The sequence below is a fragment of the Variovorax sp. 160MFSha2.1 genome (assembly GCF_048305075.1).
GTDB classification, from domain to species: domain Bacteria; phylum Pseudomonadota; class Gammaproteobacteria; order Burkholderiales; family Burkholderiaceae_C; genus Variovorax; species Variovorax guangxiensis.
This window is the reverse complement of the sequence record NZ_CP157624.1, coordinates 6,725,876-6,744,771: the sequence shown is the minus strand read 5'-3', so window position 1 is coordinate 6,744,771 and position 18,896 is coordinate 6,725,876. Positions and strand designations below refer to the sequence as shown.

The 18,896-nt window shown below is 68.8% G+C and carries 11 protein-coding genes; 10 read left to right on the top strand and 1 reads right to left on the bottom strand.

Features of this window, described 5'->3' with window-relative positions:
• The first annotated feature begins 21 nt into the window (after positions 1-21).
• The 10 genes from ABL838_RS31220 (at position 22) to ABL838_RS31175 (ending at position 17,690) form a co-directional block, all read left to right on the top strand.
• Positions 22-1,503 (top strand): DUF4178 domain-containing protein, encoded by a 1,482-nt coding sequence (locus ABL838_RS31220; RefSeq protein WP_418123485.1) that lies wholly within the window; start codon positions 22-24, stop codon positions 1,501-1,503.
• Positions 1,504-1,554: 51 nt separating this feature from the next.
• Positions 1,555-1,773 carry a DUF350 domain-containing protein gene (locus ABL838_RS31215; protein WP_019653703.1) on the top strand — a complete coding sequence of 73 codons (219 nt, stop codon included), beginning with the start codon at positions 1,555-1,557 and terminating at the stop codon, positions 1,771-1,773.
• Positions 1,770-3,326, top strand: coding sequence for a polyamine aminopropyltransferase (locus ABL838_RS31210; protein ID WP_418123483.1), 1,557 nt, complete (start codon positions 1,770-1,772; stop codon positions 3,324-3,326). The genes ABL838_RS31215 and ABL838_RS31210 overlap by 4 nt, the downstream gene beginning before the upstream one ends.
• A 7-nt stretch (positions 3,327-3,333) precedes the next feature.
• Complete coding sequence (locus ABL838_RS31205) at positions 3,334-4,980, top strand: FAD-dependent oxidoreductase (protein WP_418123481.1); 1,647 nt, start codon at positions 3,334-3,336, stop codon at positions 4,978-4,980.
• 292 nt (positions 4,981-5,272) lie between these two features.
• On the top strand, positions 5,273-11,293 hold the full coding sequence (locus ABL838_RS31200; protein ID WP_418123480.1) for an alpha-2-macroglobulin family protein: 6,021 nt from the start codon (positions 5,273-5,275) through the stop codon (positions 11,291-11,293).
• A 72-nt stretch (positions 11,294-11,365) separates the two neighbouring features.
• Positions 11,366-13,741: a penicillin-binding protein 1C gene (gene pbpC, locus ABL838_RS31195; RefSeq protein WP_418123479.1), complete on the top strand. Its 2,376-nt coding sequence runs from the start codon at positions 11,366-11,368 to the stop codon at positions 13,739-13,741.
• Between the two features lie 79 nt (positions 13,742-13,820).
• A complete protein-coding gene (locus ABL838_RS31190) occupies positions 13,821-15,173 on the top strand; it encodes an esterase-like activity of phytase family protein (protein WP_418123477.1) in 1,353 nt (450 codons plus the stop codon).
• 155 nt (positions 15,174-15,328) lie between these two features.
• Complete coding sequence (locus ABL838_RS31185) at positions 15,329-15,634, top strand: DUF3649 domain-containing protein (protein WP_418123475.1); 306 nt, start codon at positions 15,329-15,331, stop codon at positions 15,632-15,634.
• Positions 15,631-17,310 carry a PepSY-associated TM helix domain-containing protein gene (locus ABL838_RS31180; RefSeq protein ID WP_418123474.1) on the top strand — a complete coding sequence of 560 codons (1,680 nt, stop codon included), beginning with the start codon at positions 15,631-15,633 and terminating at the stop codon, positions 17,308-17,310. The genes ABL838_RS31185 and ABL838_RS31180 overlap by 4 nt, the downstream gene beginning before the upstream one ends.
• Positions 17,311-17,315: 5 nt before the next feature.
• Positions 17,316-17,690, top strand: a complete 375-nt coding sequence (locus tag ABL838_RS31175; protein ID WP_418123473.1) for a DUF3325 domain-containing protein — start codon at positions 17,316-17,318, stop codon at positions 17,688-17,690.
• A gap of 68 nt (positions 17,691-17,758) precedes the next feature.
• Here ABL838_RS31175 and ABL838_RS31170 read toward each other — a convergent pair whose 3' ends face one another.
• Entirely contained in the window at positions 17,759-18,826 is a 1,068-nt protein-coding gene (locus tag ABL838_RS31170) for an aldo/keto reductase (RefSeq protein WP_418123472.1), read from the bottom strand.
• Between the last annotated feature and the right edge of the window lie 70 nt (positions 18,827-18,896).

The window sequence follows — 18,896 nt, the reverse complement described above, 5'->3', positions numbered from 1 at the left end:
CCAAGCCATGGCGCGGGTGCCATGGCTGAGGAAAACGGCAACCAACGCTACTACCGGGCGCCCTGCCCCGGCTGCGGCGCGCCGGTCGAATTCCGCTCGGCGCAATCGACGCACGCGGTCTGCCCCTACTGCCAGAGCACCGTCGTGCGCCAGGGCGAGACGCTCGCGCGCACCGGCAAGATGGCGGAGCTGTTCGACGACTTCAGCCCGCTGCAGCTGTTCGCCGCCGGCCGCATCCAGGACAAGCCCTTCACGCTGATCGGCCGCCTGCAGTACACCTACCCCGGCGGGCGCTGGACCGAATGGATCGCCGCGCTCGACGGCGACCGCACCGGCATCCTCAGCGAGGACAACGGCGCCTACGTCTTCGCGCTGCCCTTCGATCTGCAGCGCACCGCGCCGCCGCCGGTCGACCTGCGCGTGGGCGCCACCAGCGCCTTCGCTGGCCAGAGCTACACCGTCACCTCGAACGAGCAGGTGGCGCTGACCTCGGCGCAGGGCGAGCTGCCGCACCTGCCCGAGCTCGGCCGCTCCTTCGCGATGGTCGAGCTGCGCAACGACCGTGGCCTGGTGCTGAGCATCGACTACGGCACCGCCACGCCCAGCGCCTATCTCGGCCGCTCGGTGCAGCTCGAGGACCTGCAGCTCACCGGCCTGCGGGCCGAATCCGCCAAGGACGAAAAGGGCCGCAGCTTCAACTGCCCCAACTGCGGCTCGCCCGTCACCGTCAACCTGGCGGACAGCAAGAGCATCACCTGCGGCTCGTGCAACAGCATCATCGACCTGTCGCAGGGCATCGGCGGCGAGCTGAAGCACGCCACGCAGGACGAGCCCGTGCGCCCGCTCATCGCGCTGGGCAGCATGGGCCAGCTGCAGGGTGCGCAGTGGCAGGTGGTGGGTTTCCAGCACCGCATGGGCAGCGAGCCCGGCGACGACGAGCAGTTCGGCTGGGACGAATACCTGCTCTACAACAAGAAGCGCGGATTCAGCTTCCTGGTGGACGCCGAGGACGGCTGGAGCATGGTCAAGCCGACCACCGGCGCGCCGGTGATGGCCGAGAGCGGCAGCAGCGCCACCTACCTCGGCAAGCGCTACCAGCAGCAGTACGCCTACAACGCCGAGACCACCTATGTGGCGGGCGAGTTCTACTGGCAGGTCGAGCGCGGCCAGAAGACCTTCAACCGCGACTTCGCCAACGGCGGCGCGCTGCTGTCGATGGAGCGCTCGACCAACGAGCTCACCTGGTCCTCGGGCAGCAAGATCGACAGCGGCGCCGTGGCCACCGCCTTCAAGCTCGACGCGCGCAAGGACATGTTCAAGCGTGCCGACGCGCTGCCTGTGAGCGCCGCCTCGGGGCTGGGCTGCGGCACCATCATCCTCATCATCGTCGTGATCATCATCCTGCTGATCATCCTGAGCACCTGCTCCAGCAGCGGCGGCTCGGGCTACCGCAGCTCGGGCGGCTCCTACGGCGGCTATTCGAGTGGCGGCGGCCACAAATGACGGCGAAGATGCACGCGATGTCTCTCATCATTACTACGACTGGAGGTCCCCATGGGATTTGAATGGCTGAAACCGGGCGTGGTCCTCGGATCGCTCGTGTACGCGCTGATCGGCGTCGTGATCTTCTGGCTGTGCTTCCTGATCATCGACAAGATCACGCCCTACGACCTGTGGGGCGAGATCGTCGAGAAGCAGAACGTGGCGCTCGGGCTGGTGGTTGCCGCGATGAGCCTCGGCATCAGCATCATCGTCGCAGCAGCAATCCATTGAACGACGCGGCCCTGCCCGCGCGCACCCCGGACGCGCGGGGGCCGCAGCCCGTGGAGATCGCGCTGCTCGCCAGCGTGTTCGTGGTCGCCGCCTGCGGGCTGGTCTACGAGCTCACCGCGGCCGCGCTCAGCTCCTACCTGCTGGGCGACTCGGTGCTGCAGTTCAGCACCATCATCGGCACCTACCTGTTCGCGATGGGCGTGGGCTCGTGGCTCTCGCGCTACTTCGAGCGGCAGCTGCCGGCGCACTTCCTTCGCATCGAACTGCTGGTGGCGCTGATCGGCGGCGCGCTGCCGGCGATCCTGTTCCTGGCCAATGCCTACGTGCCCGGCGCCTTCAGGCTGCTGCTGTACGGCCTGGTGATGGTGGTGGGCACGCTGGTGGGGCTCGAGATCCCGCTGGTGATGCGCATCCTCAAGCGCAACATCGTGCTCAAGAACCTGGTGTCGCAGGTTCTCACCTTCGACTACCTCGGTGCGCTGGCGGTGTCGGTGGCCTTTCCGCTCATCCTGGTGCCGCAGCTCGGAATGATCCGCACCGGCCTGCTGTTCGGCTTCATGAACGCGGCGGTGGCGGTGTGGGCGCTGTGGCTCTTCCGCCATGAACTGCGTCGAGTGGGCGCGCACGCCGTCGCCTGCTTTCTCGCGCTGGCCGCGCTGGTGGGCGCATTCGCCGGGGCCAACCACATCACCACGCTGGCTGAGGACAAGTTCTACCAGGACCGCATCGTCTTCAGCGCCACCTCGCCCTACCAGCGCATCGTGGTCACGCGCGGGCTGCTGGGGCACCGGCTCTTTCTCAACGGCAACCTGCAGTTCGCCGAGCGCGACGAATACCGCTACCACGAGGCGCTGGTGCATCCGGTGATGGCCGCCCAGGGCGCGCCGAAGAAGGTGGCGGTGCTCGGCGGCGGCGACGGCATGGCGGTGCGCGAGATCCTCAAGTACCCCTCGGTCGAGTCGGTCACGCTGGTGGAGCTCGATCCGAACATGACCAAGCTCTTCACCGAGCACGAGACGCTGGCCGCGCTCAACGGGCATTCGCTGTCTTCGCCGAAGGTGAAGATCGTCAACACCGATGCCTTCCAGTGGCTGCAGCAGCCGGGCGACATGTTCGACGTGATCGTGGTCGACTTTCCCGATCCCACGAACTTCGCCATCGGCAAGCTCTACACCAACAGCTTCTACGCGCTGCTCGAGAAGCGCCTGTCGGCCAGCGGTTACGCGGTGATCCAGACCACCTCGCCGCTGGTGGCGCGCAAGAGCTACTGGACCGTGGCGACCACCATCGAATCGGTGGGCCTGCGCGCCACGCCGTACCACGCGCATGTGCCCAGCTTCGGCGAATGGGGCTACATCATCGCCAGCCGCAGGCCCTACCGCCTGCCCGATGCGCTGCCGCCAGGTCTGCGCTTTCTCTCGCCGACCACCCTGCCGCTGATGTTCGACTTTCCGCTCGACATGGCGCGTGTGCCGGCGGAAGTGAACCGGCTGTCGAACCAGATCCTGGTCACCACTTACGAGCAAGAGTGGGGCAAGGTCATGGCTCACTAGCCCCGTCATGCAAAGGCGCGAATTCCTCGGCGTGGCGGCGGGCGCGGCGGGTGCTCTGGCGCTCCCAGGCTGCGAGGCCCCGCCACCGCCCATCGAAGGCGGCTTCACCGGCATCGACGTCACGCGCGGCCATGCGATGCGGGATGGCTCCCTGAAGAGCGCCGCGCCTGCCGCGGTGAAGCGCACGCGCGTGGTCATCGCCGGCGGCGGCGTGGCGGGCCTTGCGGCGGCCCGCGCGCTGCGGCTTGCGGGCGTCGACGACTTCGCGCTGCTCGAGCTGGAAGACACCGCCGGCGGCAACGCGCGCGGCGGCATCGTCAACGGCATCGCCTGCCCGCTGGGTGCGCATTACCTGCCCGTGCCCGGAGACGACGCGCGCGAGGTGCAGGATCTGCTGGAGGAGCTCGGCCTGCGCCGCCGCGTGGCGGGCCGCTGGGAGTACGACGAGGTCACGCTCTGCCACAGCCCGCAGGAGCGCCTGTTCCTTCACGGCGAGTGGCAGGACGGCCTGCTGCCCATGCACGGCGTGAACGACGCGACCCTCGCGCAGTACCGCAAGTTCGCCCAACGCATCGACGCGCTGCAGCATGCCGCGCACTTCGCGATTCCGACGCTCAAGGTCGGCATCACGCCCGAGCTGCTGGCGCTCGATGCCATCAGCTTCCAGAGCTGGCTCGACAGCGAAGGCTTCAGCGATGCGCAGCTGCGCTGGTACCTCGACTACTGCTGCCGCGACGACTACGGCGCCGGCATCGGGCAGGTGTCGGCCTGGGCCGGCATCCATTACTTCGCGAGCCGGCACGGCTTCCACGCGCCCGGCGATCCGACGGGCAGCGTCAACGATTCGAGCCCCGAGCGCGACGGCATCCTGACCTGGCCCGAGGGCAACGGCTGGCTCACGAAGCAGCTCGCCAGGCCGCTCGGCGAGCGGCTGCGCACCGGCAGCGTCGTCACGCGCATCGCGCAAGTGCGCGACGGCGTCGAGGTCGATGCGTGGGATGCCGCATCGAAATCCATGGTGCGCTGGCAGGCCGAACACTGCATCGTCGCGCTGCCCGTGTTCATCGCCGCACGCGTGGTCGAGAACCCGCCCGAGGTGTTGAAGAACGCTGCCGCGCACGTGCACTACGCCCCCTGGCTGGTGGCCAACATCCACCTGCGCGGCCCGCTGGCCGACCGGCCCGGCGCCGCGCCGAGCTGGGACAACGTGATCTACGGCACCAGGGGCCTGGGCTACGTGGACGCGCGCCACCAGGCGCTGGACCCCACGCCGCGCGGCACCGTGCTGAGCTGGTACCGCCCGCTGGGCCCGAGCGGCTACGACGCCGACGACGGCCGCAAACTGCTGCTGGAGCGCCCCTGGACCGGGTGGCGCGACGACCTGCTCGCCGAACTGTCGGTGCCGCACCCCGACCTGCCTTCGCTGGTTTCGCGCGTCGAGATCACCCGCTACGGGCACGCCATGTCGATCCCCAGGCCCGGCCTGCTGGCGCAGATAGGCCCGCAGCGCAGCGCGCCCGACGCCGGGCATCGCGGCAGCGTGGTGGCGGGCCGGCTGTCGTTCGCGCACGCGGACTGGTCGGGCTATTCGATCTTCGAAGAGGCGTTCACGCGGGGGCATGTCGCGGGAACGGAAGCGGCGGCGGCAGCATGAAGATGCACGGCCGCGGTCGTGGCGCAGGCGCATCGAGACACCGCGCCTGCCACCGCTCTACGCGCGCTCCAGCGCTGGGGGGGAGCCGCGGGGCTCCCCGGCTTTCGCGGCAATGGTGGTAGTGCTCTATCTGATGTGAACAAGCCCCAGCTATGAGCCGTTGAAATGAACCGATGAAAGAAGGCCCGGCGCGGGCCTGTGCGGTTTTCACCAAGACTTCACACACAGCGCGATTGCTTCACAGATGGCTCGCAGACTCGCGGGCGCCAACAAAAACACAGTGGGAGCCTCCATGCTTCAAGTCGCCAACAGAAAACTCGCGTCGATCAGCGACGTGTTCTTCACCGGGCTGGGCCGCGCGCTCGGCTTCCTGCGTCCGCTGGCCCGCGGACTCATCGGTTCCTGGCGACCACCGGGCTGGCTGCGCATCCTGGGCGCCTTCCTTCTTCTCGGGCTGCAGTGGCTGCAGCAGCGGCTTGCATGGCTGGTGCTGCTCGTGCTGCTTGCACTGGCCGGCTGGGTTGCCCATCCTCATGTCATGAAGTGGTGGCACGGCCTCACGCCTGACCGCGTCGAACCCGTGGTCGCCACCGCGAAGTCCGAGCCGCCGCAGCGCACGCAGATCGAGCTCGACAGGGGGGCGAATCCCTTCGTCATCAACTTCTCGGCCTCGGTCGCGCCCATCGCGCGCATCGGCCAGGAAGCCATCGGCGTCAGCATCGAGCCCGCCATTGCCGGGCGCTGGACGTGGACAAAGCAGAACCGCCTCGAATTCCTGCCCGCGCAGGACTGGCCCATCGGCCAGCCGTACAAGGTGCAGATCGCCGACAGCGCCCTCGCGCCGCACATCGAACTGGCGCAGCGCAAGTACGAGTTCACCTCTCCCGAGTTCACCGCGCAATTCATCGGCGCCGAGTTCTACCAGGACCCGGTCCAGGCCAACGTGCGCCGAGCGCTCTTCCAGGTGCGCTTCTCTCACCCCGTCAACACGGCGGAGTTCGAGAAGCGCCTGGTGCTGACCTACGACCAGCCCTGCAGCAGCTCCTTCTTCAGCGTGGGCAAGTGCGCGAGCGAGAAGTTCACCGTCAGCTACGACAAGCTGCGCCTCATCGCCACGCTGCAGTCGGAGCCGCTGCCCATTCCGGAGAAGAACCGGCCCGCGATCCTCAGCCTCACGGCCGGCGCGGTCGCCCAGAAGGGCGGGCCGGCACTGCGCAACGACCTGTCTCGCGCAGTCGACATCCCCGGCCTCTACAGCCTTTCCATCTCCGGCATCGAGCCCACCATCGTCACTGGCGAGAACGGCGAGCCCGAGCACGTGATGCAGGTCAGCGCGTCCATGCCGGTGCACGAGCGCGAGATGGCACGCGTAGTGCAGGCCTGGCTGCTGCCCGCCACGGAGGAAGCCAAGGGCGACCCCGACGACAAGTTCGACTGGTCCGCGGACCCGGCCAAGATCACCGACGCCGTGCTGCGACGCGCGAAGAAGCTCAACCTGCAGCCCATCGCCAGCGAGCGCGAGGTGACCGAGATGGTCAGCTTCCGCATGCCGCAGGCCGAGGGCGGCCGCTACCTGCTGGTGCGCGTGGCCAAGGGCCTGAAAACGCCCGGCGGCTACCAGCTGGGCGCCGCGTTCCAGGACGTGCGCCTGCTCAAGACCTTCGCGCCCGAGCTCAGCATCATGAGCCAGGGCTCGCTGCTCGCGCTCTCTGGCGAACGCAAGCTGCCGATCCTGGTGCGCGACCTGCCCGGCATTCGCCTGGAAATCGGCCGCCTGCTGCCGCAGCAGCTGCAGCACCTGGTGACGCAGACCAGCGGCGACTTCGCGCATCCGCAGTTCTACGGCGGCCTGCAGTCGGACAACCTCGTCGACCGCTTCCAGAAGGAGATTCCGCTGAGCATTCCCGCCGGCAAGGCGCACTACGAGACCGTCGACTTCGCCGAGTACCTGCGCAGCGACGCGACCGATCGCCGCGGCGTGTTCCTGCTCAAGGTGCAAGGCTACGACCCGAAGGCGAAGAAGAAGCCCGAGGGCGAGGCTCGACCCGAGGAAGCACAGCAGCAGGAAGAGCAGTCTTCCAAAGAGGAAGGTAGCGGCGACAACGGCGAAGGCGGCAGCCCCGAGCAGCAGATCGACCAGCGCCTGGTGCTGGTCACCGACCTGGGCATCGTCGCCAAGAAGTCGCTCGACGGCACGCGCGACGTGTTCGTGCAGAGCATCGCCAGCGGCCAGCCGGTGGCGGGCGCGCTGGTGGAGGTGTGGGGCCGCAACGGGATGATCGTCGCGTCGCAGTCCACCGACGCCACCGGCGCGGCCAAGCTGCCCAACCTGGCCGGCTACCAGCGCGAGAAGGCGCCCGTGGTGCTGGTGGTGCGCAAGGACGGCGACCTGAGCTTCCTGCCCTTCAACCGCAGCGACCGCACGCTGGACATCTCGCGCTTCGACGTCGGCGGCCTGCGCGCGGCCGGCGTGCCGAACCAGATGACGGCCTACCTCTTCAGCGACCGCGGCATCTACCGCCCCGGCGACACCATGCACATCGCGATGATGGTGAAGGCCGGCAACTGGGCCACCTCGCTGCGCGACCTGCCGCTGGAGGCCGAGATCATCGACGCACGCGGCCTCAGCGTGCGGCGCGAGAAGCTCAGGCTCGGCCCCGGCGGCGCGGCCGAGATCGCCCACACCACGCAGGACACCTCGCCCACCGGCAACTACGCCGTCAACCTCTACCTGCCGCGGCAGTCGTCGCCGGGCGCGCCCGAGGTGGAGAGCCTGCTGATCGGCAGCACGACGGTGAAGGTGCAGGAGTTCCTGCCCGACCGAACCAAGGTCACGGCGAAGCTCAGCAGCGAAGTCGCCGAAGGCTGGGTGAGCCCCAAGGACCTGAAGGCGCAGATCGACGTGCAGAACCTCTTCGGCACGCCCGCGCCCGACCGCAAGGTGGAAGGCACGCTCACGCTGAGCCCCGGCTACCCGGTGTTCCGCGCCTTCACCGACTACGCCTTCTTCGACCCGCAGCGCGCCACCGAGAAGCAGGTGGACGACCTGGGCAGCGTGCAGACCAGCGCAGACGGCAAGGCCGAGTTCGACCTGCGCCTCTCGCGCTTCGACGCCGCCACCTACCAGGTGCACGTGCTCGCCAAGGCCTTCGAGCCAGAGGGTGGACGCAGCGTGTCGGCCGAGGCGCAGACGCTGGTGAGCGACCTGCCCTACCTCGTCGGCGTGAAGGTCGACGGCGACACCAGCTACGTGAGCAAGGGCGCCACGCGCAACGCCACCGTGATCGCCATCGACCCGCGCGCCAAGAAGACGGCCGTGACCGACCTGAAGATCGAGCGCGTGGAGCGCAAGGTGCTGTCGGTGCTCATCAAGCAGGACAACGGCCTGTACCGCTACGAGTCGCGCCGCAAGGAGATCGTGCTCGACGAGAAGCCCTTCGCCATTACGGCCGCGGGCAACAACGTGGTGCTGGACACCGCCGCGCCCGGCAACTTTGCCTACGTGGTGCGCAACGCGCAGGGGCTGGAGCTCAACCGCGTGGAATACAGCGTGGCCGGCAACGCCAACGTGTCGCGCTCGCTCGACCGCAACGCCGAGCTGCAGCTCACGCTCGACCGCAAGGACTACGAGCCGGGCCAGGAGATCTCGGTGAGCATTCGCGCGCCATACGTGGGCGCGGGCCTTATCACCATCGAGCGCGACAAGGTCTACGCCCATGCGTGGTTCAAGACCGACAAGACCGCCTCGGTGCAGAAGATCACCGTGCCCAAGGACTTCGAGGGCACCGGCTACATCAACGTGCACTTCGTGCGCGACCCGGCCTCGGACGAGGTCTACATGAGCCCCCTGTCGTACGGCGTGGTGCCCTTCGCCACCGCGCTGACGAAGCGCACCGCCAACCTGCAGCTCACCAGCAGCGAGCTGGTGAAGCCGGGGCAGACGGTGAAGATGAAGCTCACCAGCGACAAGCCCACGCGCGCCGTGGTGTTCGCGGTGGACGAAGGCATCCTGCAGGTGGCGCGCTACAAGACGCCCGACCCGCTGAAGCACTTCTTCCAGAAGCGTGCGCTCGAAGTGGGCACGCTGCAGACGCTCGACCTGATCCTGCCGGAGTTCAAGAAGCTCATGCAGGGCGCCGCACCCGGCGGCGATGGCGAAGGCGAACTGGGCAAGCACCTGAACCCGTTCAAGCGCAAGCGCGACAAGCCGGTGGCCTACTGGTCGGGCCTGGTCGACGTGAACGGCAGCCGTGAGTTCAGCTACACCGTGCCCGAGAGCTTCAACGGCAGCCTGCGCGTGATGGCCGTGGCGGTGAACGACGAGACCACCGGTGCCAAGAGTACCCGCACCGTGGTGCGCGGCGACATGGTGATCCTGCCGAACGCGCCGCTCGCGATGGCGCCCGGCGACACCGTCGAGGTGGGCGTGGGGCTGGCGAACAACATCGTCGGCTCGGGCAAGGAGGCGCCCATCGCGCTCACGCTCACCGCTTCGGGCGGGCTCGAAGTGGTGGGCGACGCCACGCAGACGCTCAAGGTCAACGAGCGCGGCGAAGCCAGCACCAAGTTCAACGTGCGCGCCAAGCCGGGCGAGCAGGCGGTGCTGGGCTCTTCCGCGCTGGTGTTCACATCGACGCACAAGAACTACAGCGCGCGGCTTTCCACCGAGGTGAGCGTGCGGCCCGCGTCGCCCTTCGTCACGCTGGTGCAGGCCGGCAGCTTCCAGCGCGCCGGAGAGATCTCGAGCCAGGCCGACCTGTATCCGAACTTCCGCCAGAGCGACGTGGCCGTGTCGGCCGCGCCCTGGGCCTTTGCGACCGGCCTCATGCAGTACCTGGAGGCGTACCCGCACGGGTGCACCGAGCAGATCACCAGCCAGACCTTCCCGGCCGTGCTGCTGTCGGGCCGCCCGGAACTGGTGAAGGAGATGTCGCGCGGCCGTACCGCTGAGCAGGGTCCATTGCCCGAGGCGCGCAAGACCTTCGAGCGCTACCTGGTGCAGCTGCGTGCGCGGCAGACGGCCGACGGCGGTTTCTCGCTGTGGCCCGGTGCCGGCACCGACCCCTTCGCCACGCTCTACGCGGTGCAGCTGCTCGTTGAAGCGAAGGACCACAAGCTGCCCGTGCCGCAGGACCTGTTGCAGAAGGCCAATACCTACCTGCAGGGCTGGCTCGGCAGCGGCGACAACACGCTCGACGGCTGGCGCCAGCGCACGCAGGCCGCCTACCTGCTGACGCGCCAGGGCATCGTCGCGCCGGCCGCGCTCGCCAACCTGCGCGAGGCCCGCCGCAACCAGCTGACGCGGCAGGCCGTGGGCTGGGGCGACGACCTCGGCGCCGTGTACCTCGCCGCGAGCTACCAGCTCGTGAAGCAGGAGCAGGTGGCCAACGAGCTGCTCGACCCGGTGTGGTCCGATCTGCTCGCGCGCACCGAGAAGAAGCAGCGCCGCAACGCCTGGGGCGCCTATTACGACCCGCTGGTGCACGACAGCATGACGCTGCATCTGGTGGGCCGCCACTTCCCCTCGCGCCTGAAGACGCTGAAGCCCGCGGTGTGGGAGGGCATGGCCCAGATGGTGCGGGAGGGTTGGTACAACAGCCTGTCGTCGGCGTCGATGCTGCTGGCGGTCGACTCCTACTTCGAGGCCGTGGGGCAGAACGTGGAAGGCAAGCTCTCGGCAAGCACCGTCAATGCCCAGGGCCAGGCCGCGGCGCTCGTGCTGGGTGCGGTGAATCCGATCACACGTGCCTCGGTGCCGGCCGGCACCGCGAAGCTGAAGCTGTCGAACGACAGCGACTTCAACCTCTACTACAGCTGGGCCGAGCAGGGCTTCGAGCGCAACCTGCCCGCCACGCCGGTGAACAAGGGCCTGGAGATCTTCCACGAGGTGCTCGATGCCAAGGGCAATTCCGTCACAAAGGCCAAGCTCGGCGAGGAGGTCACGGTGCGGGTGCGCGTGCGCAGCCTGGAGCGCGCGCAGATCAACGACGTCGCGCTGGTCGACGTGCTGCCCGGCGGCCTGGAGCCTGTGCTGCAAGCAGTGGGCGACGACGACGATGCCAACGCCGACGCACCGATCTGGAAGAAGCGCCTGGGCGGCGGCGGATCGTGGAAGGTGCAGTACGCCGATATCCGCGAAGACCGCGTCGTGTTCTACGGCGGCGTCGGCAAGGACCTGCTCGAGGTGACCTACAAGGCCCGCGCCACCAACGTGGGCGACTACGTGGTGCCGGCGGCGTACGGCGAGGCGATGTACGACCGTCGCGTGTTCTCGCGCTCGGCGGGTGCGCGCTTCCAGGTGGTGGCGAATTGATCGTGACGCGCCCCTGCCTTGTCCCCTCTCCCGCTTGCGGGAGAGGGCTAGGGTGAGGGTGCGGCGCTTCCTATGACCTCCGCGCTCGATCCGTCGCCGATGCCCTCACCCCAGCCCTCTCCCAGGGGGAGAGGGAGGAAGAGAGCAGTCATCGCTTTCGCAGCCGTAGTCTTCCTGCTCGCGCTGCTGCGCCTGTGGCCCCACGCCCCGCTGAGCGAAACCGTCGGCAGCTCGCGCGCCGTCTATGCGCAAGGCGGCGAGCTGATGCGCCTCACGCTCGCCGACGACGAGCAGTACCGCCTCTGGGTGCCGCTGGAGCGCATCTCGCCCACGCTGGTCGATGCCGTGCTGCTGTACGAAGACCGCCGCTTCTACGCGCACCCCGGCGTCAATCCTGCCGCGCTGGTGCGCAGCGCATGGCGCATCGCCAGCGGCGAGCGCAGGCAGGGCGGCTCCACGCTCACCATGCAGCTCGCGCGCCGCGTCTACGGCATCGACAGCCGCTCGGCCACCGGCAAGATCGCGCAGATCTTCGCGGCGCTGTGGCTGGAGGCCCGCTTCAGCAAGCACGACATCCTGGAGGCGTATCTCAACACCGCGCCCTACGGCGGCAACATCGAGGGCGTGCAGGCCGCGAGCCTCATCTACTTCCGCAAGGATGCCGCCAGGCTGAGCCTGCCCGAGGCGCTGACGCTCGCGGTGATTCCGCAGAACCCCGTCAAGCGCATCGCCGAGCGCGGGCGCAATGCGGAGCTGCAGGCTGCGCGCGAGCGCCTCTCTGCATTGTGGGCGGAGCGCGATCCCACGGCGAAGCAGCATGCGCCCGACGCGCAGCTCGCGCTGTCGGCCCAGTCGCGCGGCAGCCTGCCTTTTCTCGCGCCTCACGCCACCGACATGCTGCTCGCCCAGGAGCGTGGCGTGCAGGAGGTGCGCACCACCATCGACCTGCGCATGCAGGCCACGCTCGAGCGCGTGATGGCGCAGTACCTGCGCGCGCACGCCGACGTGGGCATGAACAACGCGAGCGCGCTGCTGCTCGACGCGTCGACGATGCAGGTGCGCGCGATGATCGGCTCGGCCGACTTCCGCAACGACGCCATCTCGGGCCAGGTCAACGGCGTGCTGGCCAAGCGCTCGCCGGGCTCCACGCTCAAGCCCTTCATCTACGCGCTGGCGCTCGACCAGGGGCTGCTGCACCAGAAGACGATGCTGAAGGACGCGCCCACCTCGTTCGGCCCCTACACGCCCGAGAACTTCGACCACCGTTTCGCCGGACCGCTGCCGGCGCAGGAGGCGCTGATCCGCAGCCGCAACGTGCCCGCGGTGGCCGTGGCCGCGAAGCTCTCGAAGCCCGGCCTCTACGACTTCATGCGGCTGGCGGGCGTGCAGAAGCTGCAGAGCGAACAGCACTACGGCCTCGCGCTGGTGCTCGGCGGCGGCGAGGTCACGCCCGAGGAGCTGGCCGGCATGTACGCGACGCTCGCCAACGGCGGCATCTCGCAGCCCATCCGCTACACGCAGCCCCAGCCCGGCGAGAAGCCCGTGCAGCCGCTGCGCCTGCTGAGCGAAGAGGCTTCGTTCATCACTCTCGACATGCTGCGCCACACGCCGCGCCCCGACACCACGCTGCCCGCGCGCCCGGCCATCGCATGGAAGACGGGCACCTCCTGGGGCTTTCGCGATGCATGGACGGCCGGCGTGTTCGGCCGCCACGTGCTGGTGGTGTGGGTCGGCAATTTCGACGGCAGCAGCAATCCGGCGCTGGTGGGCGTGGATGCCGCGGCGCCGCTTTTCCTTCGCATGGTCGACGCGCTGCGCGCCGAGCGGCTGGACCCGGGCGAGATGGCATCGCGCCGGCCGCCCGACCTGCGCCAGGTGGAGGTTTGCGCGGCGACGGGCGGTCTGCCCGATGCGCTGTGCCCGGTGCGCACCATGACCTGGTTCATCGCGGGCAAGTCGCCGATCCAGGTCAGCAACCTGCATCGCGCGGTGTGGGTCGACGAGACCACGGGCAAGGTCGTCTGCGGCCCGCAGCCGAATGCGCGGCAGCAGGTGGTGGAGCAATGGGGCAGCGACATGCGCCGGCTGTTCCGCCAGGCGGGGCTGCCGCGCGCGAGCGCGCCGTCCGACGGCTGCGAGAAGTCGCAGGGCGGCGAAGGCGATGCCTCGTCGGACAGCGCGCCGCTCATCACCTCGCCGCTGCGCGGCGTGCGCCACACACTGCGCGCGAAGAAGCCCGAGCCGCTGGTGCTGCGCGCCGAGGCCGGGGCCGGCACGCAGGCGATCTACTGGTTCGCGGACGACGCGCTCATCGGCCGCGCCGCGCCGGGCGAAGGCATCACGTGGATGCCCGATCTCGCGTCATCCGGCCGGCGCTACCTGCTGCGCGCGGTCGACGACCAGGGGCGCGCCGAGTCTCGCGAGGTGACGGTCGACATCGCGCCCTGAAGTCGCGCGGGGCATGTCATGGCCGCGTCACTCCTTGCCGGCATGGTCACGCGTTTTCGACTTGGAACCTTTCCCGCTCATGACGCGTTTCGCTCCCCTGTCCTTCGTCGCCCTTGCTGCCGCCCTCGCATGCACCGCAGTCCAGGCGCAGACCGCCTTTCCCGCCACGCTCGCCGGCCACGCGGTGCTGCCAGTGCAGAGCTTCGTCGCGGCGCCCAAGGATGCACCGGCCGACCTGCAGGTCAGCGGCAAGTTCACCACGGGCAAGCGCGTCGAGGCCGTGGGCACGGTCGAAGGCCTCTCGGGCGGCCGCGGCACCGGCGTGTCGCTGCCCTTCAAGGGCCAGCCGCTGCAGGGCCACTCCGGCATCAAGAAGATGGACGACGGCAGCTTCTGGATCCTCACCGACAACGGCGCCGGCGCCAAGGCCAACTCGCCCGACTTCATGCTCTACCTGAACCACTACAAGGTGGACTTCAGGAGCGGCAAGTTCAACCGCATCGAGACCGTCTTCCTGCACGACCCCGACAGGAAGGTGCCCTTCCGCATCGTCCATGAAGGCACGAAGCAGCGCTACCTGACGGGCTCGGACTTCGACCCCGAGAGCTTCCAGTTCGCCGGCGGCGCACTGTGGATCGGCGAGGAGTTCGGCCCCTTCCTCATCAAGGCCGACCTCAAGGGCAAGGTGCTCGCCGTGTACGACACGCTGGTCGACGGCAAGGCCGTGCGCTCGCCCGACCATCCGGCCGTGACCACGCCGGGCGCCCCGGGCGGCGCGGTCGACTTCCAGATCAAGCGCTCCAAGGGCTTCGAGGGCATGGCCTCGTCGAAGGACGGCAGCAAGCTGTATGCGCTGCTCGAAGGCCCGGTGTGGAACGCCGAGGCCAAGGACTACGAGAAGGTCGAAGGCAAGGAGGCCTTGCGCGTCTTGGAATTCGACGTCGCCACCGAGAAGTGGACGGGCCGGCATTGGAAATACGTGCTCGAGGCCAACGGCAACGCCATCGGCGACTTCAACATGATCGACGGCAGCACGGGCCTCATCATCGAGCGCGACAACGGCGAAGGCACCAGCGACAAGGCCTGCCCCGAAGGCCAGAAGCGCACCGACTGCTTCCACGACATCGCCAGGTTCAAGCGCGTCTACAAGGTCGAGCTGAGCGACGCGAACGCGGGCGGCCCGGTGCGCAAGATCGGCTACATCGACCTGCTGAACATCGCCGACCCGGACAAGCTCGCACGCAAGCCCCTGAACGACGGCGTGCTGAAGTTCCCCTTCTTCACCATCGAGAACGTCGACGTGGTCGACGCCACCCACATCGTGGTCGGCAACGACAACAACCTGCCGTTCTCGAGCAGCCGCGAGCCGAACAAGGTGGACGACAACGAGTTGGTGCTGCTGGAGGCGGGAGCGCTGCTGCAGGCGAAGTAGGCGGCGCGGACGCGTCCGGGCGGCAATGTCCCGGATCGCAGGCGGGGCGGTAGAGAAAAGTTCTTTCCAGATGAGTATCATTCTCATCTTCCAGGATCTCTCCTCCCCTTTTCCATGAATCTCCGAACGACCTCGCACGCCGTCCGGCGCGTGTCGTGACCGCTGGCGTTCGTTACCGCCTGAGCGTGGGTTCGCGCGCCGTAGCCGCTATCGCAGGCGGCTACGGCGTCGCCGCGCTGTCTTCCGTCGTGCTCGCGCTGTGCCTGCCCGCCATCTTCGGCATGGCCCGCAGCGAGGCCACGATGACCGGCCTGCTCGCTTCCTTCGCCGTCTTCGCGTTCGCGGTGATGTGGGTCTTCGCGGCGCGTACGGCATCGCGTGCGTGGTCGGGCCTTACCGCTGCCGCGGCCGTGCTGGGCCTGCTCGCGTGGCTCATGCATGCCACCGGAGGCGCCGCGTGAAGGAGGGCTTCCGCCAGTCGATGGCATGGCTTCACACTTGGTCGGGCCTGCTGGTCGGCTGGGTGCTGTTCATGGTGTTCGCGGCCGGCACTGCCTCGTATTTCAAGGACGAGATCACCTTCTGGATGAAGCCGGAGCTGCACGCGGCAGCCGCACGCACGGAGGTTCCGCCGGTACAGGCGGCCGAGGGCGCGGTGGCCTATCTCCAGAAGCACGGCGCCGGCAGCCCGCGCTGGTTCATCAACCTGCCGACCGAGCGCCAGCCGTCGACCGACGTGCTGTTTCTCGCCACGCCCGCCTCGACTGCTGCCCCCGGCGACAAGCCGCGCCGCCGCTTCGACCGTGTCTCGCTCGACCCCGCCACCGGCGAGGCACTCACCGCCGCTCGCGCCACGCGCGGCGGCGAGTTCTTCTACCGCCTGCATTTCGACCTGCACTACATGCCCGCGCTGTGGGCGCGATGGATCGTCGGCTTCTGCGCGATGTTCATGCTGGTGGCGATCTTCAGCGGCATCGTCACGCACAAGCGCATCTTCAAGGACTTCTTCACCTTCCGCCCGAAGAAGGGCCAGCGCTCCTGGCTCGACGCGCACAACGTGACGGCGGTGCTCGCGCTGCCCTACCACCTGATGATCACGTACACGGGCCTGGTCACGCTGATGTTCATGTACATGCCCTGGGCGCCGCAGGCGGCCTACAAGGATCGCGGCGGCGAGCAGGCCTTCTTCTCCGAGGTCTTTCCCGGCGGCGGCCGCGACCAGGTCAAGGCCTCGGGCAACAGGGTCCCGCTCGCGCCCATCGCGCCGATGATGGCGCAGGCCTCCGCGCACTGGAACGGCGCTCCCGTCGGTCGCGTCACCGTGCACCAGCCCAACGACGCCAACGCGGTCGTCGCGCTCACCCGCGCCGAGGGGCCGCAGCTCTCCTACGACAAGCCATCGATGCTTTTCAACGGCACCACCGGCGCGCTGATCGGCGCCTACGGCGACGTGCCCAGGCCCGCGGCCGAAACGCGCGGCGTGCTCTATGGCCTGCACATCGCGCGCTTCGGTGATCCGCTGCTGCGCGCGCTTTTCTTCCTCTCGGGGCTCGCGGGCTGCCTGATGGTGGCGACGGGACTTCTGCTGTGGGCCGTGAAGGAGCGCCAGAAGTTCGCGAAGACGCTCAAGCAGGGTGGGCGCGTGAGCATCGGGCTGCGGCTGGTCGACGGCCTGAACCTCGGCGCCATCGCCGGCCTGCCCGTCGCGATGGCTTCCTTCTTCTGGGCCAACCGCCTGTTGCCGGTGGGTATGGCCGAGCGTGGCGAGGCGGAGATCCGCTGGTTCTTCATCGTCTGGGGCGCGGCCGCAGTGCTCGGCCTGCTGCGGCCCACGCTGCGCATGTGGCAGGCACAGCTCGCGGTGGGCGCGCTGCTCTTCGCGCTGCTGCCGGTGCTCAACGCCTTTACCGGCCCTGCACCGCTGACCGTCAGCCTGCGCGCCGGACCGAGCGCGGTGGCGGGCTTCGACCTGGTCGCGATCGCGCTGGGCCTGGGGCTCGCGGGCGCGGTGTGGATCGTCGAGCGCAAGCGGCGCAAGTCGATGGCTGCAAGGCAACAGGCGGAGAAGAAACTGCCGCCATCGCCACAACAGCCGCAGCAGTCGTCGACGCTCGCCCCGTCGGGCCAGGGTTCGTGACGGTGATGGATTCGTCCCTCCTCTCCCTCGTGTTCGCCGCATCGCTCGCGGGCTTCTGCGCGCTGAGCCTCGCGATGGACCGCCACAGCGAGGACGTCTATGGGCGAGGCAGCACGCCGGGCCCGTGGCGACGCTGGCTGCAGTTCGGCGGAGCGCTGCTGCTGTGCGTGTCGCTGGGCGCCAGCTTGCGCGCGGCGGGCAGCGCGATCGGCTGGGTGCTCTGGCTGGGTGCGCTCACGGCGGCTGCGTGGTCGACCGTGGGGCTGCTCAGCTATGCGCCGCGCCGCTTTCACTGGATCGCGTTCACGGCCACGGCCGTCGCGCTGTGCAGCCTGCTGGCGAGCCTCTTGCCGCCGTCGTCCGCGCCGCTCACGCCGTAACGGAGGCGGTGCGCAGCGCCTGCCCGCTCATCGCGCCTTTCACCGCCGAAGCATAGAGCCGCGCGGCTTCATGCCGGCCGCCGCACAGAGCTGCCGCCCGAGAGCACACCCTGCGTCATCGGGAGCGCCATGAAGTCGTGCGGGAAGCCCATCGACACGGCGCTGGCCGCTTCCAGGCGCTGCAGCGCATCGGCGTCGAGCTGAACCTCGAGCGCGCCGAGGTTGTCCTCGAACTGCGCGAAGGTGCGCGCGCCGATGATCGGCATCACCGTCGGCGCGCGGCGCTGCAGCAGCCACGCCAGCGCGATCTGCGCGCTCGGCCGGCCCTGCTCCCGTGCGACCTGCCCCACCGCTTCGGCGATCTCCAGCGAGCGGGCGCTGAGCGCGGCGTTGCCCACGGCCACGTCCTTGCGCGAACCCTTCACGCCCGAGGCCGGGGCGTTGCGATGATCGAGGTCGGCGCGCGTGTACTTGCCCGAGAGCACGCCGCTGCCCAGCGGCGACCATGCCAGCACGCCCAGGCCGAGTTCCTGCGCCATCGGCAGCAGCTCGCGCTCAACCGTGCGCTCGATCAGGCTGTACTCGATTTGCAGCGCGACCAGCGGCGCCCAGCCGCGCAGTTCGGCCAGCGTCTGCATGCGCGCGATCTGCCAGGCCGGCGTGTCGGAGATGCCCGCGTACAGCGCCTTGCCCGAGCGCACGAGGTCGTCGAAGGCGCGCATCACTTCCTCGAAGGGCGTGAGCCCGTCCCAGATGTGCAGGTACAGCAGGTCGATGTAGTCGGTGCCCAGCCGCTTCAGGCTGGCCTCCACCGAGCGCACCATGTTGCGGCGGTGGTTGCCGCCCGCGTTGGGGTTGCCCGGCTGCATGTTCAGCGAGTACTTGGTGGCCACCACCACCGACTCGCGTCGGTCGGCGATGAACTGGCCCAGCAGCTTTTCCGAGCTGCCGTTGGTATAGAAGTTGGCGGTGTCGATGAAGTTGCCGCCGCGCTCCACGTAGAGGTCGAACATGCGGCGCGATTCGCCCGCGTCGGCGCCCCAGCCCCATTCCTGGCCGAAGGTCATGGTGCCCAGCGACATGGGGCTGACGCGCAGGCCCGAACGGCCGAGGGTGATGTAGTCGTCCAGCTTCATGATTCAGATTCCTTTCGTGCGTGCGTTTCGAGGTTGAAGGCGGCGACGCGAGGGCCGCATCGCCATGACC